Source organism: Zymobacter sp. IVIA_12111.31 C1 (assembly GCF_047495495.1).
GTDB lineage: Bacteria > Pseudomonadota > Gammaproteobacteria > Pseudomonadales > Halomonadaceae > Zymobacter.
The window spans coordinates 2701846-2724711 of the sequence record NZ_CP179930.1 but is presented as its reverse complement, the minus strand read 5'-3'; the positions used below and the strand labels follow the sequence as shown (position 1 = coordinate 2724711).

The window sequence follows — 22866 nt, the reverse complement described above, 5'->3', positions numbered from 1 at the left end:
CTGTGAAAAGTCGTTAGTCCTGCGAAAGTGCGTTCAGCAGGTATTGCGGCAATGCGAAGCTGCCGGTATGGATCGCGGGGTTGTAATAGCGGCAGGTCAGGCCGGCAGCTGCGAAGCGCTGTTGCAGCGTGGCGGTGTCCAGCGTGCGCAGCGAGGCGTCGTCGCTGGCCCAGGCGAAGGTCATGATGCCGCCGTAGTAGGTCGGCACGGCCGCTTGATAGAACGTGACATCGTTGAAGTAGTGGCCGAGGCGTACGTGGCTGGTCACGGCTTCGTCCTGCTGTAAGAAGCAGACGCCATTTTGGGCGACGAAGATGCCACCGTCGTTCAGGCAGCGCTTGCAGCCTTCGTAGAAGGCGGACGTGAACAGGCTTTCACCGGGGCCGATCGGGTCGGTGCAGTCCGAGATGATGACGTCGAACGTCTCGTCCGTTTGATTGACGAAGTTCACGCCGTCGTCGATCACCAGCGAGAAGCGTGGGTCGTCGTAGGCACCGTTGCTGTGGCGCGGCAGGTATTCCTTGCAGAAGCTGACCACGCTGGCGTCGATTTCGACCATGGTGATCTGTTCGACGCTCTGATGACGACACACTTCACGCAGCATACCGCCGTCGCCGCCGCCGATGATCAGTACACGTTTGGCGTTACCGTGGGCCAGCAAGGGCACATGGGTCAGCATTTCGTGATAGATGAACTCGTCGCGTTCGGTGGTCTGTACGACACCGTCCAGCGCCATGATGCGGCCCATCGCTTCGTTTTCGAAGATGATGAGATCTTGGTGCTCGGTGCGTTCGCGGTAAAGCTCGCGGTCGACGGTAAAGTATTGGCCAAAACCGGCGTGGAGCGTTTCATTCCATGTCGCTTTGTGGGACATGTGATGACCTCCTGAAAGAGGGCCATAAAAGAGATGGCTTAAGAGGGGGAACCCCCGCGTGCCGTGAGCCTGAGCGCTTCGGCGTGGTGCGAGGAAGTGCTCGCCCGGGAGGGGCGAGCGCGCAGTATAGCTGATTGGGGTACTGGGGCAATGGGCGCGTTGCCGGAAGGGCGTCAGTGCTCGGATTGGGCCGTGATGCGTGCGATTAGTGCACGTAGCCAGTGTGTAGCGGGGTCTTGGTCCTGTGTTGTCGTCCACAGCAGTGACACGTCCGGCATGCCGAGGGTGAGAGGGATGGGCTGTTCGATCAGCCCAAAGCGTGGGCCGTAGCGGCGGGCTATGCGGGTCGGCAGTGTGCCGATCAGTGGGGCCGTGGCGACGGTATCAAGCACGCTCAGGAAATCGGCACTGGCGATGGCAACGTTGAGGCGGTGGCCCACGCGGTCGAGTGCTTCACTCAAACAGCCTTGCAGGTCTTCGCTCATTGTCACCAGCGCATGCGGTTGTTGGAGGTAGTTTTTCAGCGACAGTGGCGTTGAGAGGGACAGTTGGTCAGGGTTGAAGACGCAGCTCAGCGACTGGGCATACAGCATGTGTCGATGATAGCGCTGCGCGGGCGGGTCGAAACAGCCTATGGCGAAGTCGATCGCCTGTTCGTCCAGCTGGCGGGTGATGTCCTTGCGCAGCACGATGCGGCTGTGCACGCGTATCTGTGGCGCTTCACTGTTCAGATGGGCCGCTAGCGTTGGCATGACCAGCGTTTCTACCTCCTTCGACACACCGATACGAAAAAGGCGCTGATCCGTGGCGGGATCGAAAGCAGCGGGGGCATAGATGGTCTGCTGGAGCGACAGCAGGGCCGCTTCTATCGCTGGGGCGATGGCCGTAGCGCGGGCGGTGGGTTGCATGCGCGCGCCGACGCGGATGAACAGCTCATCCTGAAACAGCGTGCGCAGTACCGATAGGCTGTGGCTCATGGCAGGCTGCCCGACCTTGAGGCGAGTAGCGGCGCGCGTCACACTGCGGTCGCGCATCAAGGCATCGAAGGCGATCAGCAGGTTGAGGTCGAAGGCACGAAGATCGAAATGGTTGATGGCGGTCATGTTTCGCATCGATTTCAAAAATGATAGGGCATGGAATACGCTCCCTTGTAACGACCGTCAACCTGAGAGACCGCTATGCAGCCCTTAATGACCTTTCGCGTCGGTGACCTGACCGTCACGCGCATTCCCGAACAGCAGATGGACTTCGCTGATATTGGCACCCTGTTCCCCTATGACGATGCCGCCGTGCTGGCGCGCGACGTTGCCCGTTGGGGAGCCGCTTCTTACGATGCCGAACATCAGCGGTTGCGTCAGAGCATCCACTCGTGGCTGGTGCAGACACCCACGCATACGGTGCTGATCGACACCGGGTCGGGCAATGACAAGCACCGCCCCGGAGCGCCGATGTTCGATCATTTGCAGACGCCGTTTCTGGCCTATCTGCGCGAAGCCGGTGTGACGCCGGACGATGTCGACCTCGTGCTGGCGACTCACTTGCACGCCGATCATGTAGGGTGGAATACGGCACTGCGCGATGGTCGCTGGCGGCCGACGTTTCCGCGGGCGCGCTATGTCTTCTCTCAGCGTGAGTTTGACTACAACGCGGCGCTGAGTGAGAACGATACGGCGCGGGTGCAGCGGACGATCGACGCATTCGGCATGGGACAGCCCCATCACTTCCCGCGAGGCGGCGTGTTCGAGGACAGCGTACTGCCGGTGGTCGATGCTGGGTTGGCGGACCCTATTGCGATGGGAGAGAACGTGATGGGTTTCACATTTCACGCGTCCCCCGGCCACAGTGCTGACCACGCCTCCATTTCAGTGACGTCGCAGGGGCAGACGGCGCTGTTCTGGGGAGATGTTATGCATCATCCCGTGCAGGTGCTTCATCCGGAGGTCAATTCGCGCTATTGCGAGTTTCTACCGGCAGCGACGCAGTCACGGCAGCGCATGATGGCGTATGCCGAGGCCCACGAGGCACTGATTTTCACCACGCACTTTGGTGACAGTGGTGTGGGACGACTTCGCCGCGAGGGCGAGCAGGTCATGTGGGCGTTCGAGCAGGGGCTGTTGCGCTAGACGGTGAGTGCTTGGGCCGTCACGGCGAGCGTTTGCGGTGGGCGCGAGGGTGGGCATGATCGTAGCTTTCAGCCAGCTGTTGCCAGTCGAGCTGGGTATAGACCTGTGTCGTCGCGAGCTGGGCATGCCCCAGCAGTTCTTGAATGGCGCGCAGGTCGTGGCTGGATTCCAGCAGGTGGGTAGCGAACGAGTGGCGTAAGCGGTGGGGGTGAAGATGCTCGGGCAGCCCACGCTCGCGCGCCACAAGATCAAGTCGCTTCTGGATCGCACGGTGGCCGAGGCGGGTACCTTGCTGGCTCACAAACAGCGCAGGCTCTTCCGCTGCGGTGAATGTCGAACGAATGCCCAGCCAGTCCTTCAATGCTTGCGCAGCCTTGCGGCCAACGGGCACCTGGCGCGGCTTGTTGCCTTTCCCAATCACGCGTACGCGCTGGGCCTGAAGATCACCGAGATCGAGCGATGCGAGTTCGGCCAGTCGCAGTCCTGACGAGTAAAACAGTTCCAGCATGGCCTGATCGCGGAAGCCCAGCGGTGAGCCATCATGCGGCTCGTCGAGCATGCGGTTGAGCAGGTCGACGTCTACCGGATGGGGCAGGTGTTGTGGCTGGCGGGGAGTATCCAGCAGGCGAGCAGGGTTGCTGTCGATCAACTGTGCCGACAGCAACTGATCGCCAAGCTGCCGCAGGGCGGCCTGCCGACGCGCGAGCGTGCGGGCCGATAGGCCGCGGGTGCGTTCGCTGGCCAGATAGCGGCGCAGTAGCGCGGTCGAGAAATGCAGGGCCTGTGGCACATCAGGTGCCACTGCCTTGGTCAGAAACCCCATGAAATGCGCCAGATCACGGCGATAGGCGTCCAGCGTGGCAGGGCTTCGGCGTGAGGCTAGCCCGTGCAGTAGCTCATCAACGATGGGCTGTAGCGGCGCAGTCATGGTGTCCCTTCCTTATTCACTCAAGTTCGATACGGCCTTCGAATACTGTTGCGACGGGGCCGGTCATAAACAGTGACTCGTCAGGATGACCACTCCATTCGATGGTCAGCGTGCCGCCCGGCAGACGTACTTTGGTGCGCGTGTCCAGCAATCCGCGCCGAATGCCCGACGCAACGGCCGCGCAGGCACCGGTACCGCAGGCGCGTGTTTCGCCCGTGCCACGTTCGAAGACGCGTAGGTCGATGCGGCTGCGGTTCTTGATCTGCATGAAACCGACATTGACGCGACGCGGGAAGCGTTCGTGCGATTCCAAGACGGGACCGAGCGCTTCAACGGGGGCCTGTTCAACATCATCGACCAGCAGTACCGCATGCGGGTTGCCCATGGATACGACGCTAACATCGACCTGCGTCAACCCCGCCGTTTCCGTCGGCAGCGCCAAGGTATGCTCCAGCGCATCGTCATCGGCAATAAACGGCAGGCTGTCGGGAGCAAAGCGTGGGCTGCCCATATCGACGCGTACCTGCTGGTTCTGAGTGACGATCAGCGTCAGTGGGCCACCGGCCGTCTCGACATTGAGCGTGCGCTTGCGGGTGAGCTGCTTATCGCGTACGAAGCGGGCAAAGCAGCGCGCTCCGTTGCCGCAGTTTTCGACTTCGCTGCCGTCCGCGTTGAAGATACGGTAGCGAAAATCCATATCGGGGTGACGCGGTGGCTCAACCAGCAGCAGTTGGTCGAAGCCGATGCCGGTGTGGCGGTCGGACAGCTCGCCGATCTGCTCCGTGGTCAGACGCACCCGTTGGGTGATGCCGTCAACGACCATGAAGTCGTTGCCCAGGCCGTGCATTTTGGTGAAATTCAGCAGCATCTTGTGCTCCGGACAGTAGACGATGGCGCGAAGGCCCCGGTGGATTCGAGAATACCGCAGAGGGCTGGCGGGGCGCAGGCATGCACCCCGCAGCAGGCGACCGTGCGGTCAGTGAGGCAGGCAGTGCTCGCCGTGCCACAGCGAGGCGATGGTCTCGCGCTCGCGTACGACATGGCATGCGTTGCCGTCGACCATCAGCTCAGCCGGACGGGGGCGGGCATTGTAGTTTGAGGCCATGGTGAACCCGTAGGCACCGGCTGAGAACACTGCCAGCAGATCGCCCGCGGCCAGCGACAGTTCGCGCTCTTTGCCGAGGAAGTCGCCAGATTCACAGACCGGACCGACGATGTCGAAGGCGGCATGCGTGCGCTCCTTACCATCGTCTTGTTCGTTGACGCGTTCGATGCGTTGCCAAGCCTGATACAGCGAAGGGCGAATCAGGTCGTTCATGCCGGCATCGACGATCGCAAAGGCCTTGGCATCTGACAGTTTCACGAACTCGACCTGCGTCAGCAGGATCCCCGCATTGGCCGCAATGGAACGGCCCGGTTCGAGGATCACGCTGAGCGAGCGGGTGTAGTCGTGCGCGTCAAGGCGACGGCGGACTTCCGCTGCGTACTCGGTCAGTGACGGCGGCACTTCGCCCTGATAGTCGACGCCTACGCCGCCGCCTAGGTCGATGTGTTTCAGGGTGATGCCCTGAGCCGCCAGCTTGCCGATCAGCACGATCACGCGGTCGAGCGCGTCGAGGAACGGTGTCAGCGTTGTTAGCTGAGAACCGATATGGCAGTCGACACCGACGATATCAAGGTGTGACAGCGACTGCGCATGCAGGTATGCCTCTTCGGCATCTTCGATCGCAATGCCGAACTTGTTGTCTTTCAATCCCGTAGAAATATACGGGTGGGTGTTCGCATCGACGTCCGGATTGACGCGCAGTGAGATCGGCGCGCGCTTGCCCAGTCGAGCCGCCACAGTATTGAGGCGATCCAGCTCGGGCACGGATTCGATGTTGAAGCATTTAATGCCTGCCGACAGTGCGCGGGCCATTTCGTCTTCGCGCTTAGCAACGCCGGAGAAGACGACGCGGGAAGCATCGCCGCCTGCGGCCAGCACGCGTTCGAGCTCACCGACCGACACGATGTCGAAGCCTGCGCCGAGGCGGGCCAGCAAATTCAGTACGGCCAGATTGCCGTTGGCCTTAAGCGCGTAGCAGACCAGCGCATTCTGAGCGGCGAAGGCCTGCTGGTAGGCGTTGAAGTGTTCGGTGAAGGCCTGCCGAGAGTACACATAGCATGGCGTGCCGTGAATGCGGGCGACCTCTCTCAGGTCGACCGCTTCGGCATGCAGTACGCCATCACGGCGTACGAACGGATTCGTCATTGATCAACCCCTGCACGGTAGGGTGTCCATTCGATGTTGGACCATTTTTTCGCCGGAGAGACGGTCGGCACCGCTGGGGCAGGTGTCGGTGCAGGCGCCTGTGCGCTGGGTTGCGGGCGTACAGGCTGAACCTGCGGCCTTGTCTGCGGCTGCGGCGCGACCTCTGGAGTCGGTGCTGCCTGAACGGCGCCCTTGTGCGCGATCGGTGTCGTCACTGCCGGAGCCGCCGGACGTTCTTCCTGCGAACGGGCCGGAACCGGTGAGCTGGACGCTGACGGTGCGGTGGTCTTCGGTGCTTCCTGAGCGTTGTCAGGTGTAGCGGCCGGCAGCTGATAATCGTTGGCCGGATCGTATTTGGTACGAGCGGTCTGATCGTCAGGCATGTAAAGCGGGCCGGTCTGACCACAGCCTGCAAGCGTGGTCAGCATGACCAGCGCCGCCGTCAGCGGCGCAAGGGCGCGAGTGTTCATGACAGGCGGGACTCCTCTCCTTGGGCATTCTGTGACGCGGTCAGACGAGACAGGGCATCCCTTGCCCGCTGTGCTGCCGCGCGAACCTGATCGGGGGCGGTGCCACCGATGTGGTTACGAGCATTGACGGAACCTTCGAGGGTCAGGACGTCGAAAACATCGTCGCCGATCACGTCGGAGAACTGACGCAGTTCGTCCAGCGACATTTCGGACAGATCCTTGCCCTGCTCGATACCATAGGCCACGGACTTACCGACCACTTCATGCGCGTCGCGGAACGGCGTGCCTTTGCGTACCAGATAGTCGGCCAGATCGGTGGCAGTGGAATAACCGCGGCGTGCGGCTTCGTACATGCTGTCACGGCGCGGTTCCAACGCAGGCACCATGTCGGCGAACGCTTTCAGGCAGCCCTTGACGGTGTCGAGGGTGTCGAACAGCGGTTCCTTGTCTTCCTGGTTGTCTTTGTTGTAGGCCAGCGGCTGCGACTTCATCAGCGTCAGCAGGCCCATCAGATGGCCATAGACGCGACCGGTTTTGCCGCGCACCAGTTCAGGCACGTCGGGGTTTTTCTTCTGCGGCATGATGGAAGAGCCTGTGCAGAAGCGGTCCGGCAGGTTGATGAAGTTGAACTGTGCGCTGGTCCACAGCACCAGCTCTTCGCTCATGCGGGACATGTGCATCAGCAGGATGCTGGCGAACGATGCGAATTCGATGGCGAAGTCACGGTCGCTGACGGCATCCAGCGAGTTCTCGGACGGGCGTTCGAAGCCCAGCAGTTCAGCGGTAACGTGGCGGTCGATCGGGTAGGTCGTACCGGCCAGCGCAGCAGCACCCAGCGGCAGAATGTTGACGCGCTTGCGGCAGTCCAGCAGGCGTTCGTGATCGCGGGTGATCATTTCCTGCCACGCCAGCAGATGGTGGCCGAACGTAACCGGCTGTGCCGTCTGCAGATGGGTGAAGCCCGGCATGATGGTGTCGGCTTCACGCGCGGCCAGTTCGATCAGGCCGGAGCGCAGGCGTGCCAGCTCTTCAGCCACAATGTCGATCTCATCGCGCAGATAGAGACGAATATCGGTCGCGACCTGGTCGTTGCGGGAACGGCCTGTATGCAGTTTCTTGCCCACGTTACCGATGCGCGCGGTCAGGCGGGCTTCGATGTTCATGTGGATATCTTCGAGCGATACGGACCATTCGAACTGACCGGCTTCGATTTCTGCTTCGATCGCACGCAGTCCGTCGATGATGGTATCGGCTTCTTCTTTAGTCAGAACGCCCACTCGCTGCAGCATGGTCGCATGCGCGATGGAACCACGGATGTCGTGGTGATAGAGGCGCTTGTCGAAACCGATGGACGCGGTGAAGGCTTCGACGAAAGCGTCGGTGGGTTCGTTGAAACGTCCGCCCCAGGGCTTGTCTGTGGGTTGCGTCATGAGAATGGCGTTCCTTGCTAGAATAGCGAAAAGAGTGATGGTGAGGTGCCGGTCGTCTACGCATTGTGGCCTATCGCGATTGGACGAAGATCGACACCTTGCTGTTATGTCGTTGGGCCATGAAGCTCAGACGACGCTTGCGGACTGGCCGACGCCTCTGATCGTGTCAGTGGCGCTGGCAGGATGCAAGTCGAGCCGTTCGCTCTGGCACGGGGCCATGGCGGCCTGTGATACGGTAACCCCTGTCTCGCAAGTGTATCCTCGAAAGTGTATCAGAGTCGGCGCGATGTACCCGCTGCCTGCCTTTGAACGACAGAGGTCCCCATCCCCAAGGATGATACCATGCCCGAAAGGCAGCAGAATGCTCTGCTGCACCGGAAATCCAAGATGCTGTGAACGGTGAGCCTGTGACCCGAGAAATTCTGCGTATCGCAACCCGCAAAAGCCCGCTGGCACTCTGGCAGGCGGAGCACGTCAAAGCCCTCCTCGAAGCCCGGTTCCCCGCATGCCGTATCGAACTGATCGGTCTGTCGACGCGCGGTGACCGAATACTGGACGCGCCGCTCGCCAAAATCGGTGGAAAAGGGCTGTTCGTCAAGGAGCTGGAAGAAGCGCTACTGGACGGAAGGGCTGATTTGGCCGTTCATTCCATGAAGGATGTGCCCATGGCGTTTCCCGACGGATTGGGGCTGACCGCCGTACTGGCCCGCGAAACCCCGACCGATGCCCTTGTCTCGCAGCACTACACTTCGCTGGATGCGCTGCCGGAAGGCGCGCGCGTCGGTACGTCGAGCCTGCGCCGTCGCCTTCAGCTTCTGGAAGCGCGTCCTGACCTGAAGATCGACAGCCTGCGTGGCAGCGTGCAGACCCGCCTGAGTCGCTTGGACGACGGCACGTTCGACGCCATCATTCTGGCCGCTTCGGGCCTGAAACGCCTAGGACTGGGCGATCGCATCACACAGGAACTGGCGCCAGAACTGATGTTGCCTGCCTGCGGTCAAGGGGCGCTGGGGATCGAAAGTCGCCTAGACGATGTCGAACTCAACGAGATGCTGAGCGTCCTGCGCGACCGCGACACCACCCGCTGTGTGCTGGCCGAACGTGCGATGAACACGCGGCTGGACGGAGGCTGTCAGGTGCCGATCGGCGGTTATGCACGGCTAACTGACGAAGGCCGCACGCTGTGGTTGCGGGCCCTTGTGGGTACGCCCGAAGGCGATGTCGTGGTACGTGAAGAGCGCAGCGGCCCCGCCGACCAGCCGGAAGCGCTGGGGCGTGCCGTCGCGGAAGGTCTGCTGGCACAGGGAGCCGGGGACATCCTGTCGAGGGTCTATGCGGACCATCAGTAACCGCGTGACTCGTAACGATCACATGAAAGGTGCTGGGCAGCCGGAATGTTAGCCCGGTGCCGGGCAAGAGGGGGTTGTCATGACAGAGGCAGTCGATTTCCAGATTCGTCGACCGGTACTTATTGCGCGCCCGGGGGCGAGGGCGCAGTTGCTTGAGGAAGCACTGGCCAATCACGGCTATGCTACGGTTATGCTTGGCGTGATGACCCTCGACCCGGTGACGCCTGATCCAGAGGATGTGCTGCGCTGGTGCCGCCAACCGCCGGATTGGGTCATCTGTATCAGCCCGACCGCTGTAACACGCTGGGCTGAAGAGGTGGGCGATCGCGGTCACCGCCTGTGTCGCGCTGGCGTGCATTGGGCGGCAACGGGCAGCAGCACACAAGAGTTGATCGCGGAACACTTCGGTCGCACATCACTGGCGCCCGAGCCGGACAACGAAGAAGAAGGTACCAGCGCCAGCGAAGCCTTGCTGGCACTGCCCGAGTTTCAGGACATGACAGGGCAGCAGATTCTGATCGTCAGTGGTCATGGCGGTCGTCCGCTGCTGGAAGAGACGCTGCGCGCTCGCGGGGGCGAGGTGAACATCCTGCCGCTGTACGAGCGCAATCTGCACAACCCCACCTTTGAGGGGCAGCGCTATCTGGAAGCGGGCAACTATGCGGCCATGATCGTGACCAGCCGAGAGCAGCTCGACCATCTGAAGGACTGGTGCGGGGCCATAGCGTTCCGACGTCCGCTGATTGTCTCTAGCCGCCGACTGGCCGAGCACGCCGCAGAACAAGGATATCAGCGCATCGTGATCGCACGCGATGCGACCCCAGGCGCACTGGCCAGTGCGATGGTGCGCCGGGCCGCACACTGCGACACCGCCGATGCGGATGACGCAGACGATCGACAGATCGACGATGATTTCGGGAACGATGAGGTGCAGCAGGACGATGCACCCGACAGCGACAAGGCAAGCGACTCATGACACGACAGCATGACTCAGGCAAGGATGACGAGGTTAAGCACGACGTGAGTGACACGCCCTCAGAAGAAACCACCGTCGAGGCTGCACCGCACAACGTGGCCAGCGATGACGCGCCGGATACCGTCTCCACACAGGATGACGTTCGCACGCGCCGCCAGCCACCGTGGGTGTGGGGTGCTGGCATCGTCGCGTTGCTGTTGCTGGGCGGCCTTGGCTGGTCGTTCTATCAGAACAGCACAACGCAAGGGCAGCTGGAACAGCTCGGCAGCGAACTGAGTGCTCTCAAGAAGAACAGCCTTGCACAGAGCGCACTGGATCAGGCCGTATTACCGCTGCAAGCGCAGCTTCAGGGTGTCGATGAGCGCATCGGCGCTGTACAGAAACGGCTGGACGATCACCGTACCGCCGATGGGCGCTATGTCGAGATCGACTACCAGTTGCGCATGGCGCTTCAGCGGCTGGCCCTCAATCGCGATATCCGTGGCACGCTGGAGCTGCTGAAAAGTGCCGATCAGCGGATCACCGAACTGAATGATCCCGTCTTCCTGCCCGTACGCGAAAGCATCCAGTCCGCCATGGCCGCGCTGAACAACGTCAGTGCGCCAGATGTTGATGGTCTTTATCTGCAACTGGCGGCTGAATCGCGTGCACTGGATGGGCTGTCGATGTCACAGAGTCTGGCGTCGATGACCCCCGAACACCAGCAGTCCGAACAGGCTGCTGCCGATGCGCCGCAGCCCAGCTGGTGGAAGCGCCAGCTATCGCGTGTTGGGCATGAGATGAAAGAACTGGTGGTGGTGCGCTACAACGATCAGGCACTGAATGAACTGCTAATGCCCGAGCAGGAAAGCGCGATCCGCGAACATTTGCGGATGACGTTCTCCGAAGCGCAGATGGGGCTGTTGAATCAGTCGCCGACTGTCTACACCCATGCGCTGCAGAGCGCGACCGAAACGCTGCAGCGCTACTTCCCGCAGGATGATGCGCGCGTGAAGGGCGTGATCGACCGCATTAATGCGCTTTCGCAGCAGTCGATCCGTCCTGATCTTCCAGACGTGACCGGTGTGCTCCAGCAATGGCAGCAGGCTGTGGAACGCCGCCACGCACAGCAGCAACCAGGAGCCTGATGATATGCGCAAGCTGATCCTTATCATCGTGGGCGCCCTGATCGCAGGCACACTGCTGGGCCAGCTGATGCTGTCCGTGCATGGCTTCTGGCATATCCGTGCGGGTCACTACGATATCTATGTTCGCTCGTTTATGGGCGGTCTGATCCTGCTGATCGTACTGTTCACACTGGGGCTGTTCCTACTGCGTCTGCTACGCGGCATGCATCATCCCGTACGGCGCATGAAGCAGTGGCGGTCGCGCGTGCGCAGCCGCCGTGCCGTCAAGCGTACCAACCGCGGTGTGGAGGCGATGGGTCAAGGGCGTTGGAAGAAGGCTGAGAAACTACTGCGCACTACAGCTGACGATGCGCCCACGCCCGTGGTGAACTATCTGTTCGCAGCCCAAGCCGCACATTATCAAGGGCATTTCGAACAAGCGCAGGAACTGCTTCAAGTGGCGGCCCGCAAAGCGCCTTCGGCAGTAGAAGCGATCGACTTGGTTAAGGCTGAGCTGATGATCGACCGCCAGCAGTACGAGCAGGCGCTGGCGACGCTAACCCGCTTGCTGCGGGCGCATCCCGAGCATCCTCAAGTGCTGAAACTGCTGCGTCAGGTCTATGCGCGCGTCAACGACTGGACCGGCATGCGCCAGATCCTGCCTCGCCTACAGAAGCTGACGACCGAGCGCGACTATGCCCAGCTGGAAGATCACACCTACGCGGCGCTGTTCGATCAGCTGAGTGCGCATACGGGCGATACCGATACGCTGCTGAGTCAAGCGCGCCAGCTGTGGCGGGAACTGCCCAGCGAGCGTCAAGAGGCGCCATCAATGATTGCCCTCTATAGCGATGCGTTGGTGCGCGGCGGTGCGACAGATGACGCGACCAAACTGCTGCGTCAGGGCATTGAGCGCCACTGGTCGCCTCTGTTGCTGCAACGCTATAGCGTATTGCCAGAGGATGCCGCTGCTCTGCTGAAGAAAGCGGAAGGTTGGCTCGAACAGCACAGTCATGATTCTGAGCTGTTGCTGTGCCTAGGACGGCTTTCGGTACGCTGTGGGCTGTGGGGTAAGGCCCAACGCTACTTTGAGGACGCCGGTCGACTGCGTCAGGACAGCGTGGCTAACGGTGAACTGGCGCGACTGTTCTTCCTACAAGGAGATAGAGCGCGCAGCGAGCTGGCGTTAGAGAAAAGCCTTGGGGCGTTGCAACTGCCCCAGTTGCCGGGCGTTCAGTAAACGCCATGCGTGCCCGTTGGCAAATGTCGATATAAAAGAGGGAGGCCTGATTCAAGGCCTCCCTCTTTTCGGTTTAGTGCGGCATGAGCAAGAGCGGATGAGCAGGTCATATCCGTGCTTCATTCGGCGTGTTTCCCGTTTGATATGAGTCTGCTGGCGACGCGCATGTCTGCTTAGAGTGTCATCGTGCAGCATCAGGGTTTGTGGTGCGTTCGGGGTGAGCGCTAAGCCAGAACAGCGCCATCAAGGCTGCCAATGCTAGCCCTCCAATGCCCGCGGAGAATAGCGTCGCTGCCAGTGTCAGCCCCACGGCATATGCCGCCAGCCCTAGCCCGACGACGGGAATCACCGATGCCAGATACAGTATTAGAAAGAACATGCTGGTGACACTGGCACGATCGGCCTCACGGCTGAGGCGAGTCATTTCTCCCAGTCCGGCACGCAGGGCAATGCCTTGACCAATACCCGCCACTACCCCGCCCAGTGCCAGCATCACTGGCGTCACGGTACCGATGCTGATACCGATCAGCGCCATGCCCAGTGCGAGCAGTGCGGCACCTATAGGCAGGCGCATCGCAATGGGCAGCCGCTGTTGCCCTGTCTGGCCCACTGCCGAGCCGAGGAAGATCAGCAGCGCCATGGTGCCAATCGCCAGTGGCATATGAATGCCCATCAGCTGACCCATGACATTCGGTACGGCTGAGGTGAAGATCCCCATCACCGCGAATCCCGCGAACCCGGCGACAGCCGCTGGAATGAACGGGCGCAGCAGATAGTGCGGCACGTAGGGGCAGCGGATACGCAGCAGTGGGCCTGGTTCGGGTGTGGGTGCGGTCTCGGCCGTCTTCCACACCATCACTGCTGCTACGGCCAGCGCCACTACGTCGATGATGAAGATGCTTTGTCCCGGTGCTGGCAATAGCATGGCCGTGGACGCTGAGATAACGGGGCCGATGCCCAACCCGACCATGTTGGCGAGCGTCGCGAGCAGCGCCGCTCTGGACTGCCGTTCCGGCGGTGCAGATTCGACAATCTGCGTGGTCGCGGTAGCGGTGAACAGCCCCGCCGAAATGCCTGAAATTAGTCGTCCCAGCATCAGCGTGCCGATACCCTGCGAGAACGTGAAGACCAGTGCACTCGCTATGCCCAGCAGGCAGGCGGCCAGCATGACCGGGCGTCGGCCCGTGCGGTCGGATAGGTTGCCAGCCAGCAGCAGTGTGCCCAAGACACCAATGCCGTAAGCGCTGAAGATGACGGTCGTCATCAGCAGTGCGAAGCCGAAATGACGCTGATAGTAGGGGTAGAGCGGTGTTGGCAGCGTAGTGCTGGCCATGCCGACGAGCAGAACGAATGCCGTCTGGCCGCTGTGTCGGAGGGACATGGGCAATTGCTCCAGCGAAGCCGTACCGGTTGGCACGGTCCGTGCGTGATAATCGAGTGCATCCCTATGCTACGGGCAGGTGTTCTATCGGCGCAGTGTCATAGTGGCGCAGTGTTGAGTGGCAGCGCTTGATCGAGCCAGGTCAGCTGAAAGTCCGCTTAAGACTGGTCAAGGTGAGGGATGCTCGATAGGCTATGGCGAGGCCTGGCCTTGACGCAATGGCTCGGCCCTTACCGAGGGCAACGGCCCTGACACGACAAGAGGACGGTTGGATGAAGGCAAGGGGTTGGTATTCTGGTCTGGTATTGAGCATGGCGGCGGCACTAATGGGCGGCGTCGCACAGGCTGAAACGTCAGCAACGGCGGGCGTTACCGCGGCGCAGTTGGTCGAGCGCGCACCGATTCACTGGGTATCCATCGCTCAGATCGAGAAGAGTCTGGAAGGCGTTCCGCCTATGAACGTCGGCTTCGACATCGACGACACCGTGCTGTACTCATCGCCCGGTTTCTACCGCGGCATTCAGATCTATGGCGATCATTTCTCGTCGAACCCCGAGTTCTGGCAGCTGATGAACAATGGCTGGGACGCCTACAGCATCCCCAAAGAAGTCGGCCGCGAGCTGATCGCCATGCACCTGCGCCGTCATGACCGCATCTATTTCATCACCGCGCGTGCTGCATCGCAGACCGAAACCGTCACCAATCTGTTGCAGAAGACTTTCAACATCCCGGCCAGCGAGATGCATCCGGTTATTTTCACTGGCATTCGCCCTGGCGAAAACACCAAGACCCCGTGGCTCGGTAAGCTGAACATCAAGCTTTACTACGGTGATGCCGACTCCGACATTGAAGCGGCTCAGGCCGTTCACGGTCGCGGCATCCGTGTCCTGCGCGCCTCCAACTCCACCTACGTTCCGCATCCACAGGCCGGTGCGCTGGGTGAAGAAGTCATCGTCGGTTCCGATCACTGATGAGGGCATGCCGCTTCGCCTGACGGCTGTCTTGTAAGCAAAAGCCCCTGTGCATCTGAGTTATGCACAGGGGCTTTTTATTTCTGGGCCATACTAAAAGCGGCCCTGAGGCGAGAACATGGGGCAGCGAAAAGCCATCCGGGTACACGGCGACTGCCGATTGTCGGATGGTGCACGACAGAAAGTGCCCCATATGCGCGTATCTGAACGAGAACCGCGCAGTGGTGCGGTCTGTGTGCGTGCGTGGCCGTGTTGCTCGCAAGGCTTTTCAATGGCCTATAGAGGGAACACGGTTATTTCCACGTGGTCAAACAGGCAATCGTTCAGGAAGCGGGCGTCGTATCCTGATCGTCGATGGCAGTCGACGTGGGGCACAGCCACTGGTTCAGGCGCTTTTCGAGCTCGTCGATACCGGATTTGGTATGCGATGAGAACAGCTGCACCGTGACCATGTCTTCCCATTCGTGAAGCGCACGACGAACGCGCAGTAGCTCGTTCTTCGCTGCACCGCGCTTGAGCTTGTCGGATTTGGTCAGCAGGATGTGCACCGGCATATCGGCTTCATCGGCCCACGCCAGCATCTGCTGGTCGAACTCGGTCAGCGGGTGACGGATGTCCATCATCAGCACGATGCCGCGCAGCGACTGGCGGCCGTGCAGGTATTCGGACAGATGGTGTTGCCACTTGCGCTTGACCTCTTCGGGCACCTTGGCGAAGCCGTAGCCCGGCAGGTCGACGATGCGGTGATCATCATCGCCGACGGCAAACAGGTTGATGAGCTGCGTGCGTCCCGGCGTCTTGGACGTACGCGCCAGTGCTTTCTGACGCGTTAGCGTATTGATGGCGCTGGACTTCCCAGCATTGGAACGTCCTGCGAAAGCGACTTCTGCCCCCGTATCGGCAGGGCAGTGGGCCAGCGTCGGCGCGCTCATGATGAAGCGTGTGTGCTGGTAGGCCAGCGTCATGCTGGGCGTGATCGATGTGGGCTGCTGTTCTGACATAGGGGACTTCCTGTAAAAAGGCAGGTGAAAGTGTAACATCAGGGTACGTCGGTGCGGTAAGAGGCCTGCCATTGTCTTCATCATGCAGGAAACGCACTGCATCATCGCCCCCGACAACGTCAACGATACCGCCTCGGGTCATCGCTTAGAGCACCGACAGGCCGTCTCGTTCATGAATCCACATGAGAAAGGAAGAGTAGACACGATGATCAAGAAACTGATGACGCTGATCTGCGGCGTGGGGCTGGCCTTCATGGCGCTGACCGCACAGGCCAGTGACTATAAGACCCTCGACACCCCTGTCGATGTTCAGGTGCCGGCGGGCAAAATCAAGGTCGAAGAGATCTTCTGGTACGGCTGTCCGCACTGCTACGAGTTCGAACCGACCTTCACCAAATGGGCCGCTGAACAGAAGGATGACGTTGTCGTTGACCGCATGCCTGCGCCGCTGGGCCGCCTGTGGGCCACGCACGCACGCGCCTACTATGCCGCCAAGGCACTGGGCATCTACGACAAAGTGCATGAACCGTTCTTCAACGCCGTTCAGCAGCGCCAGCCGCTCAACGATGACGAGCACATTGCCGAGTTCTTCTCACACTATGGTGTCAGCAAGGACGACGCGCTGAAAGCGCTGCAGAGCTTCGGCGTGAAGAGCCAGATCAACATCGCATCATCAGCCCTACGTTCCTATGGCCTGATGGGTGTACCGGCGATCGTTATCAACGGCAAGTACGTCATCAACATGGACGGCAGCACGAGCGTCACTACCCCTGAAGGTATGCTGACGGTGGCCGATCAGTTGATTGATCAGCTTCGTCGTGAGGCACATACTGGGAAATAATACTGATGCAAGCTGCATCAGCATTCGGGAGAGATTATGGTGAGTGTTGATGCAGCGGCTGTGACGCATGAAACAACATCTTTGCACGCATCGGCAGCCTGTTGCCGCAGCGCAGAGGAGCAGCCATGAACGCCGCTTCTCCTGAGACGCTGGTGACGGCTGTTCAAGATGCCCGCCCGTTGCGGGTGCTGACCTTCAACCTACAGGTCGGCATCAGTACCCACGCTTGGTACCAGTACCTGACCAACAGCTGGCAGCACGTCTTGCCCAACAGCAAGCGGCAGGAACGGCTGGCGGTCATCGGTCGTTTCCTCGGCCACTTCGATATCGTGGGGCTGCAGGAGGTCGACGGTGGCAGCTTTCGGTCGGGTAACGTCAATCAGGTCGATTATCTGGCCCAGCAGGCCGGAGCGCCGTTCCATTATCAGCAGCTCAACCGTAACCTCGGGCGTCTCGCCCAGCACAGCAATGGGCTGTTGAGCCGCTTCCAGCCGACCCGTGTCGTCAACCATCGTTTACCAGGCCCTCCCGGTCGCGGCGTCATGCACGCCCAGTTCGGAGACGGTGCCGATGCCCTGCACCTGTTCGTCGCTCACCTGTCGCTTGGCATTCGCACGCAGAAGCGCCAGCTGGACTTTCTGTGTGAACTGATGTCGTCATGCCGTCATGTCATTCTTGTGGGCGACCTCAACTGTACGCGCGCCCACCTCGAGCAGCACACCGGACTGTGCGAAGTAATGAACTTCGATCAGACGCCAGAGCAGCTGAGCTATCCCGCCTGGGAGCCAAAACGCGCACTTGATCACATTCTTATTTCGCCCACCTTGCAAGTGGCGAACTCGCAAGTGCTTCCACCGCTGTTTTCGGATCACCTACCGCTGTCAGCAGATATCATTCTGCCTCCAGCCTGTCACAAGATGCTGGTAGTTCGCTGATTTCACAATATTCATATGCCCGGCACGCTTTTGTGATCGGGCCTGTGGATAGCTCGGTGCGCTATCGTTAGCGCCCTCATTGTGCGACGACCTATGTACCTGTGTTCACCATAGCCTCGAGCGCAGCACGATCCGGCAGCATGTCACTCACAACCATCCAAGCTAACGACCTTGTCTTCCAAGACCATGCCATCATTCCGATCACAGGAACTCATCATTACGGGCATCAGCAGTGCTGCCGGTGCCGCCCGTATCGAGCGAATACTGCAACACCTGCCCGGCGTAAGACAGGCCAGCGTGAACGTTGCGTCGAGTACGGTCCATATCTCGCTTGACGCTTCGGGCGTGACGCTTTCCGACGTGATCCAGACCATCGAACGGGCAGGGTTTGGTATCCAGCGTGAGCCGCTCCCGCGTGGCGAGGCCAATGCTCCACGGCGCGAGCAGCAACCCTTTGCTCGCCGTGATGTCATCGGACTGGCGGTGGCCGTCCTGCTGAGTCTGCCGCTCTTAGTGCAGCTGTTAGGGATGTTCATGTTGCCGACGATCGAACTGCCAGCGTGGGTGCAGTGGGCGCTGGCCACACCGATCCAGCTATGGTGCGCGCGATCGTTCTATGTGAAAGCATGGCGAGCATTGCGCCGCCGGCAGACGAACATGGATGTCCTAGTCGCGTTGGGAACAGGCATCGCCTATGGCTTCAGCACGTTGGCACTGTGCCTGCGATTGAACGTGCCACTGTATTTTGATACCAGCGCTATGGTGGTGACGTTGGTGCTGTCAGGGCGCATGCTGGAAGGTCTGGCACGATGTCGGGCCGGCGCTGCCATTGACATGCTGCTGGCGCTGCGGCCACGGCAGGCTCATGTCGAGCGTAACCGCGCTCTGATCGACGTGGATGCTGATCAGCTGAGGCTTGGCGATACGCTGGTGGTGCGCCCCGGCGAAAAGCTGCCTGCCGATGGCGTCATCATTGACGGTACCTCGGAGCTGGATGAGTCGGTGCTGAGCGGTGAAAGCCAGTATGTGTGCAAGCGTGAAGGGCACGAAGTCTTCGCCGCCACACTCAACTGCACGGGAACGCTGCGCATGAAGGCGACCCGTATCGGCAACGACACTAGCCTTGCCCGCATTATCTCGCTGGTCGAACAGGCGCAGCGCTCTAAGGCACGTGTGCAGCGGCTGGCTGATCGTGCCGCCACCTATTTTATTCCTATCGTACTGATCATCGCCGCGCTGACGTTTTTTGTCGGTTGGGGATGGAGCGGCAATGCGCTGAATGCCTTGCTGAGTGCTGTGGCGGTACTGGTTATCGCGTGCCCGTGCGCGATCGGCTTGGCGGCCCCTACGGTGGTGATGGTCGGCATGGGGCGCGGGGCTACAGCCGGACTGCTGTTCCGGCATGCGCAGGCGTTAGAGCAGATGCGCCACGTTGATACGTTGATCATGGATAAGACCGGTACGCTGACCGAGGGGCGTCCGAAGGTGGTGAGTATGACCAAGGCCCCAGGGGTGAGCGAACGTGATCTGCTGAGTGCCGCCTATGGTGTGGAACAGTACTCTGAGCACCCGCTGGCCCAAGCGCTGGTGCGTCATGCTCAGGCCGCCGATATCGCTCCATTGGGCGTGATTAATGTGAAGCTGCATCCCGGTCGTGGCGTGATCGGCCAATTGAACGATGACGTCGTGGCCTCGGGGTCGGTCAGCTTCGTGCGCGAACTGTCGCTGCTCGGAGACCCCGTCTTCGATGCTGTATCACGGGCATGGATCGACCGCCAAGAAGAGCAGGGCATCACGGTCATCGGTATCGTGCTCGGCCAGCATGTCATGGGCTATGTTGGTCTGAGCGACCGTCTGCGTTCCGGCGCTAGACGCACGGTCAAACGACTGCATGAACAGGGTGTTCATGTCGTAATGCTGACCGGAGACGCCGCACGGGTGGCCGCCCGCGTTGCCGGTGAGGTGGGTATCGACGAAGTGATCGCGGGCGTGCTGCCGGAAGGTAAGGCCGCCACCGTCGAGATGCTCCAGCAGCGAGACGGCAAGGTAGCGATGCTGGGGGACGGCATTAACGATGCTCCCGCGCTGGCCACCGCCGATGTCGGCATCGCAATCGGGGCGGGCGCAGACGTATCGCTGGAAGCCGCCGATATCATTCTGACCCACAACCGACTCGAAGGCGTGCTGGATGCCCTCTCGCTTTCAAGGGCCACGCTGCGGCGCATCTATCAGAACCTGTTCTTTGCCTTTTTCTATAACGGACTGGGTATTCCGCTGGCGGCCTTTGGCCTACTCAATCCCGTGATTGCCGGTGCGGCGATGGTGATGAGTTCCGTTTCTGTGATCGTGAACTCGCTGCTGCTGCAACGCTGGCAGCCGTCATCGCACAGCCACACGCGCTATCCACATTCAGGTTTGTCGCAGTAGCGGCGATGGGACGATTGAAAAAGAAAGGGCCGCGTTAAGCGGCCCTTTGTCGTTGCGTAGCAGATGATGCCTATGACCTCGGCTGTTCGGTCGGTGGCGTCTGAGTCTGCTCGGCGTGGTGCTCTTCCAGCAGCTCCTTGGCTTCTTCAGGCGACGCGGCGGTCGGCGTGGAGCCACGCAGCGGGCGGTTGGCCGTTTCGCGCGTCATCAGGATCGTGATGAAGCCGATGGCCGCGGCCCCCATCATGTAGATGGCCGGCATCATCAGATTGTGAGTGACATCAATAAGCCATGCCGTTACCAACGGTGTCGTCCCGCCAAACACGGAGACCGACACGTTGAAGGCAATGGCCAGCGCGCCGTAGCGGATGCTGGTGGGGAACAACGCCGGCAGGGTGGAGGGCATGGTGCTAGTGAAGCAGTTCAGCAGCGCGGCCAAAATCATCAACCCGACGAAGATCGACAGATGCGATCCTTGCTGGATCAGCACGAAGCACGGCCATGCCAGTAGAAACGTACCGATGCAGCCCGCCATAACGACCGGACGTCGCCCAACACGATCGCACAGCAGCCCCAAAAAGGGTTGGATCACCATCATGAGCAGCATGACGATCAGGATCATCAACAGCCCGTGATTGGTATCGTATTTAAGGTTCGCCGACAGGTAGGTTGGCATATAGGACAGCAGCATGTAGTCGGTCACGTTGAAGACCAGCACTAGCCCAATACAGATCGCCAACTCCCGCCAATGGCCCCATAGCCGTTTGAAGAACTCGGTATGTGTCTGCGTTTCCTGAGGCTCCGCACTTTCTTCTAGCGCCTGGAATGCCGGTGTTTCTTCCAGCTTCAGACGCAGATACAGACCGATGAGTCCCAGTGGCCCGGCAATGAAGAACGGAATGCGCCAGCCCCAGTCCAGCAACGTCTCGCGGTCCATCACCGCAGATATCCCGGTCACCAGCGCCGCCCCCAGCACGTAGCCCGCCAGCGTCCCGAACTCTAGCCAGCTGCCCATAAAGCCACGCTTGCGGTCCGGCGAATATTCGGCGATGAAGGTCGCGGCGCCACCATATTCCCCACCGGTTGAGAACCCCTGCACCAATCGCGCGATCAGCAGCAGTATGGGCGCGGCAATACCGATGGTGGCATAGCTGGGAATCAACCCAATGCAGAAGGTGCTGATCGCCATGATAATCATCGTTGCGGCCAGCACCTTCTGACGCCCAACCCTGTCGCCCAGTGGGCCAAAGAATAGGCCCCCCAACGGACGCACCAGAAAGGCAATCGCAAAGGTGGCAAAAGTGGCCATCAGGCGCATGTTTTCGGGCAGGTCGTGGAAAAACACCTCACTGAGTGCAAAGGCGATATAGCTGTACACCCCGAAGTCGAACCACTCCATGGCGTTGCCCAGTGCGGCAGCCGAAACCGCACGTTTCAGCATGGCACTGTCGACAACGGTGATGTCATCCAAGGTAAGGCGGTGTCGACGGAAGCGCTTGCGGTGCGAGGAATCCTTGGCGTTGTTCATATGATCATCCTTTATCCATGAAACACGGCATTTACGAAAAACGATGGTGTCATGCGGTGCGGCAACTACGCGATACCTTTAAAGATAGTTGAGGCTGGGGGAGATGGGCGGCGGGAAATGCCAAAGATAAAGAACAAACAGGAGAGTTACGTTTCGACATACATCATTGCCATTCCTAATAAAAAAGGAATGCATGGCATTTTTGTGCTTTTCTTTAGGAGTAATTGATTCCTGACGGCGAGTTCGTCACCATACGTTCCCGATATTACATGATCGTCACGGTCGGCCAAGATGACCGATGAGGCATACACACAAACAAAGGGATATCCATGAAAAACATCATGACGGCAGTGGCATTCGGCGCCGCGCTGAGCATGGGCGGTTGCAGCATCGTACACAGCATTTCGGCACCTGAAGAACAGACGACAGGGGTTCAGGTACGTGATGATCAGATGACGGGTCTGAAGGATCGCTACTCGACGACATTGGCGGTGACCAACCGACTCGGCCAGCCCACGCGCACCGTGCAGTCGACGAACGGCGAACAGTGGTACTACGACTACACGCACACGTTCCGTTCAGCGCCCCAGAACAATACGAGCGAATCCGTCATTTTCGAGTTTGATCGCAGCGGCGTAATGACCTCGCATAAGCGTGTGACACCGATCGCACCATAATGGCGGTGATGGACAGACGGCAGCAGCCATTGCCGCCTCCCGACATTGAAACGGCACCGTTCCTTGCATGACAGGGGACGGTGCCGTTTGCTATTGCAGACCGCAGACCGCAGACCGCAGACCGCAGACCGCAGACCGCAGACCGCAGACCGCAGACCGCAGACCGCAGACCGCAGACCGCAGACCGCAGACCGCAGACCGCAGACCGCAGACCGCATCCTCTCATGGCATCCATCGCATAGGGCACACGAAACGCGGGTCAGTAACGGTAGCGAAAAGTGATCGAGCAGATACACGAAGGGCCGCGCAGTGATGCGCAGCCCTTGCATTGCTAGGCAGAAACCTGCCGCGTGCGTGA

The 22866-nt window shown here is 60.4% G+C and carries 20 protein-coding genes; 10 read left to right on the top strand and 10 right to left on the bottom strand.

The window, feature by feature from the left end; translation table 11 throughout:
* Positions 1 to 13: 13 nt before the first annotated feature.
* Together speE and ACMHYW_RS12115 are read right to left on the bottom strand one after the other, a co-directional pair.
* Positions 14 to 874 (bottom strand): polyamine aminopropyltransferase, encoded by an 861-nt coding sequence (gene speE, locus ACMHYW_RS12120; RefSeq protein WP_414500134.1) that lies wholly within the window; start codon positions 872 to 874, stop codon positions 14 to 16.
* 173 nt (positions 875 to 1047) lie between these two features.
* On the bottom strand, positions 1048 to 1977 hold the full coding sequence (locus tag ACMHYW_RS12115) for a LysR family transcriptional regulator (RefSeq protein ID WP_414500133.1): 930 nt from the start codon (positions 1975 to 1977) through the stop codon (positions 1048 to 1050).
* Positions 1978 to 2064: 87 nt separating this feature from the next.
* Here ACMHYW_RS12115 and ACMHYW_RS12110 point away from each other — a divergent pair, with 87 nt between their 5' ends.
* Positions 2065 to 2997, top strand: a complete 933-nt coding sequence (locus ACMHYW_RS12110; protein ID WP_414500132.1) for an MBL fold metallo-hydrolase — start codon at positions 2065 to 2067, stop codon at positions 2995 to 2997.
* 19 nt (positions 2998 to 3016) lie between these two features.
* Here ACMHYW_RS12110 and ACMHYW_RS12105 read toward each other — a convergent pair whose 3' ends face one another.
* The 5 genes from ACMHYW_RS12105 to argH all read right to left on the bottom strand — a co-directional run bounded on the left by ACMHYW_RS12105 (position 3017) and on the right by argH (position 8076).
* Positions 3017 to 3925 (bottom strand): tyrosine recombinase XerC, encoded by a 909-nt coding sequence (locus ACMHYW_RS12105; RefSeq protein WP_414500131.1) that lies wholly within the window; start codon positions 3923 to 3925, stop codon positions 3017 to 3019.
* Between the two features lie 16 nt (positions 3926 to 3941).
* Positions 3942 to 4793, bottom strand: a complete 852-nt coding sequence (gene dapF / locus ACMHYW_RS12100; RefSeq protein ID WP_414500130.1) for a diaminopimelate epimerase — start codon at positions 4791 to 4793, stop codon at positions 3942 to 3944.
* A gap of 108 nt (positions 4794 to 4901) precedes the next feature.
* Positions 4902 to 6176: a diaminopimelate decarboxylase gene (gene lysA, locus ACMHYW_RS12095; RefSeq protein WP_414500129.1), complete on the bottom strand. Its 1275-nt coding sequence runs from the start codon at positions 6174 to 6176 to the stop codon at positions 4902 to 4904.
* On the bottom strand, positions 6173 to 6646 hold the full coding sequence (gene lptM, locus ACMHYW_RS12090; RefSeq protein WP_414500128.1) for an LPS translocon maturation chaperone LptM: 474 nt from the start codon (positions 6644 to 6646) through the stop codon (positions 6173 to 6175). The genes lysA and lptM overlap by 4 nt, the downstream gene beginning before the upstream one ends.
* Positions 6643 to 8076, bottom strand: a complete 1434-nt coding sequence (gene argH / locus ACMHYW_RS12085) for an argininosuccinate lyase (RefSeq protein ID WP_027705234.1) — start codon at positions 8074 to 8076, stop codon at positions 6643 to 6645. Before argH ends, lptM begins: the two co-directional genes overlap by 4 nt.
* A gap of 407 nt (positions 8077 to 8483) precedes the next feature.
* Between argH and hemC the strand changes: the two genes are divergently transcribed.
* The 4 genes from hemC to ACMHYW_RS12065 all read left to right on the top strand — a co-directional run bounded on the left by hemC (position 8484) and on the right by ACMHYW_RS12065 (position 12747).
* A complete protein-coding gene (gene hemC, locus ACMHYW_RS12080; protein ID WP_414500127.1) occupies positions 8484 to 9425 on the top strand; it encodes a hydroxymethylbilane synthase in 942 nt (313 codons plus the stop codon).
* Between the two features lie 79 nt (positions 9426 to 9504).
* Positions 9505 to 10401: a uroporphyrinogen-III synthase gene (locus tag ACMHYW_RS12075; RefSeq protein WP_051523826.1), complete on the top strand. Its 897-nt coding sequence runs from the start codon at positions 9505 to 9507 to the stop codon at positions 10399 to 10401.
* The gene (locus ACMHYW_RS12070) at positions 10398 to 11528 is read left to right on the top strand and encodes a uroporphyrinogen-III C-methyltransferase (protein WP_414500126.1); all 1131 of its coding nucleotides are present in this window, start codon (positions 10398 to 10400) and stop codon (positions 11526 to 11528) included. Before ACMHYW_RS12075 ends, ACMHYW_RS12070 begins: the two co-directional genes overlap by 4 nt.
* A gap of 4 nt (positions 11529 to 11532) precedes the next feature.
* Positions 11533 to 12747 carry a heme biosynthesis protein HemY gene (locus tag ACMHYW_RS12065; protein WP_414500125.1) on the top strand — a complete coding sequence of 405 codons (1215 nt, stop codon included), beginning with the start codon at positions 11533 to 11535 and terminating at the stop codon, positions 12745 to 12747.
* A gap of 181 nt (positions 12748 to 12928) precedes the next feature.
* Here ACMHYW_RS12065 and ACMHYW_RS12060 read toward each other — a convergent pair whose 3' ends face one another.
* A complete protein-coding gene (locus ACMHYW_RS12060) occupies positions 12929 to 14128 on the bottom strand; it encodes an MFS transporter (RefSeq protein WP_414500124.1) in 1200 nt (399 codons plus the stop codon).
* A gap of 272 nt (positions 14129 to 14400) precedes the next feature.
* Between ACMHYW_RS12060 and aphA the strand changes: the two genes are divergently transcribed.
* A complete protein-coding gene (aphA, locus tag ACMHYW_RS12055) occupies positions 14401 to 15099 on the top strand; it encodes an acid phosphatase AphA (protein WP_414500123.1) in 699 nt (232 codons plus the stop codon).
* A gap of 323 nt (positions 15100 to 15422) precedes the next feature.
* Here the strand turns inward: aphA and yihA are convergent, their stop codons facing one another.
* Positions 15423 to 16100: a ribosome biogenesis GTP-binding protein YihA/YsxC gene (yihA, locus tag ACMHYW_RS12050; protein ID WP_414500122.1), complete on the bottom strand. Its 678-nt coding sequence runs from the start codon at positions 16098 to 16100 to the stop codon at positions 15423 to 15425.
* Between the two features lie 205 nt (positions 16101 to 16305).
* On the opposite strand from yihA, the gene ACMHYW_RS12045 reads away from it, so the two are divergent.
* The 3 genes from ACMHYW_RS12045 to ACMHYW_RS12035 all read left to right on the top strand — a co-directional run bounded on the left by ACMHYW_RS12045 (position 16306) and on the right by ACMHYW_RS12035 (position 20303).
* Entirely contained in the window at positions 16306 to 16941 is a 636-nt protein-coding gene (locus tag ACMHYW_RS12045; protein ID WP_414500121.1) for a thiol:disulfide interchange protein DsbA/DsbL, read from the top strand.
* A 125-nt stretch (positions 16942 to 17066) separates the two neighbouring features.
* Positions 17067 to 17876, top strand: coding sequence for an endonuclease/exonuclease/phosphatase family protein (locus tag ACMHYW_RS12040; RefSeq protein WP_414500120.1), 810 nt, complete (start codon positions 17067 to 17069; stop codon positions 17874 to 17876).
* Between the two features lie 171 nt (positions 17877 to 18047).
* A complete protein-coding gene (locus ACMHYW_RS12035; protein ID WP_414500118.1) occupies positions 18048 to 20303 on the top strand; it encodes a heavy metal translocating P-type ATPase in 2256 nt (751 codons plus the stop codon).
* A gap of 70 nt (positions 20304 to 20373) precedes the next feature.
* On the opposite strand, the gene proP is transcribed toward ACMHYW_RS12035, so the two are convergent.
* Positions 20374 to 21831 (bottom strand): glycine betaine/L-proline transporter ProP, encoded by a 1458-nt coding sequence (proP, locus tag ACMHYW_RS12030; RefSeq protein WP_414500117.1) that lies wholly within the window; start codon positions 21829 to 21831, stop codon positions 20374 to 20376.
* Positions 21832 to 22160: 329 nt separating this feature from the next.
* Here proP and ACMHYW_RS12025 point away from each other — a divergent pair, with 329 nt between their 5' ends.
* Complete coding sequence (locus tag ACMHYW_RS12025; protein ID WP_414500116.1) at positions 22161 to 22508, top strand: hypothetical protein; 348 nt, start codon at positions 22161 to 22163, stop codon at positions 22506 to 22508.
* Positions 22509 to 22866 lie beyond the last annotated feature (358 nt).

Coding starts and splice junctions, on each gene's coding strand:
- ACMHYW_RS12065 (WP_414500125.1), top strand. CDS start 11,533: ATGCGCAAGCTGATCCTTATCATCGTGGGCGCCCTGATCGCAGGCACA.
- ACMHYW_RS12060 (WP_414500124.1), bottom strand. CDS start 14,128: ATGTCCCTCCGACACAGCGGCCAGACGGCATTCGTTCTGCTCGTCGGC.
- ACMHYW_RS12070 (WP_414500126.1), top strand. CDS start 10,398: ATGACACGACAGCATGACTCAGGCAAGGATGACGAGGTTAAGCACGAC.
- lptM (WP_414500128.1), bottom strand. CDS start 6,646: ATGAACACTCGCGCCCTTGCGCCGCTGACGGCGGCGCTGGTCATGCTG.
- ACMHYW_RS12115 (WP_414500133.1), bottom strand. CDS start 1,977: ATGACCGCCATCAACCATTTCGATCTTCGTGCCTTCGACCTCAACCTG.
- ACMHYW_RS12040 (WP_414500120.1), top strand. CDS start 17,067: ATGAACGCCGCTTCTCCTGAGACGCTGGTGACGGCTGTTCAAGATGCC.
- ACMHYW_RS12075 (WP_051523826.1), top strand. CDS start 9,505: ATGACAGAGGCAGTCGATTTCCAGATTCGTCGACCGGTACTTATTGCG.
- dapF (WP_414500130.1), bottom strand. CDS start 4,793: ATGCTGCTGAATTTCACCAAAATGCACGGCCTGGGCAACGACTTCATG.
- aphA (WP_414500123.1), top strand. CDS start 14,401: ATGAAGGCAAGGGGTTGGTATTCTGGTCTGGTATTGAGCATGGCGGCG.
- ACMHYW_RS12105 (WP_414500131.1), bottom strand. CDS start 3,925: ATGACTGCGCCGCTACAGCCCATCGTTGATGAGCTACTGCACGGGCTA.
- ACMHYW_RS12045 (WP_414500121.1), top strand. CDS start 16,306: ATGATCAAGAAACTGATGACGCTGATCTGCGGCGTGGGGCTGGCCTTC.
- speE (WP_414500134.1), bottom strand. CDS start 874: ATGTCCCACAAAGCGACATGGAATGAAACGCTCCACGCCGGTTTTGGC.
- lysA (WP_414500129.1), bottom strand. CDS start 6,176: ATGACGAATCCGTTCGTACGCCGTGATGGCGTACTGCATGCCGAAGCG.
- yihA (WP_414500122.1), bottom strand. CDS start 16,100: ATGTCAGAACAGCAGCCCACATCGATCACGCCCAGCATGACGCTGGCC.
- argH (WP_027705234.1), bottom strand. CDS start 8,076: ATGACGCAACCCACAGACAAGCCCTGGGGCGGACGTTTCAACGAACCC.
- ACMHYW_RS12025 (WP_414500116.1), top strand. CDS start 22,161: ATGAAAAACATCATGACGGCAGTGGCATTCGGCGCCGCGCTGAGCATG.
- proP (WP_414500117.1), bottom strand. CDS start 21,831: ATGAACAACGCCAAGGATTCCTCGCACCGCAAGCGCTTCCGTCGACAC.
- ACMHYW_RS12110 (WP_414500132.1), top strand. CDS start 2,065: ATGACCTTTCGCGTCGGTGACCTGACCGTCACGCGCATTCCCGAACAG.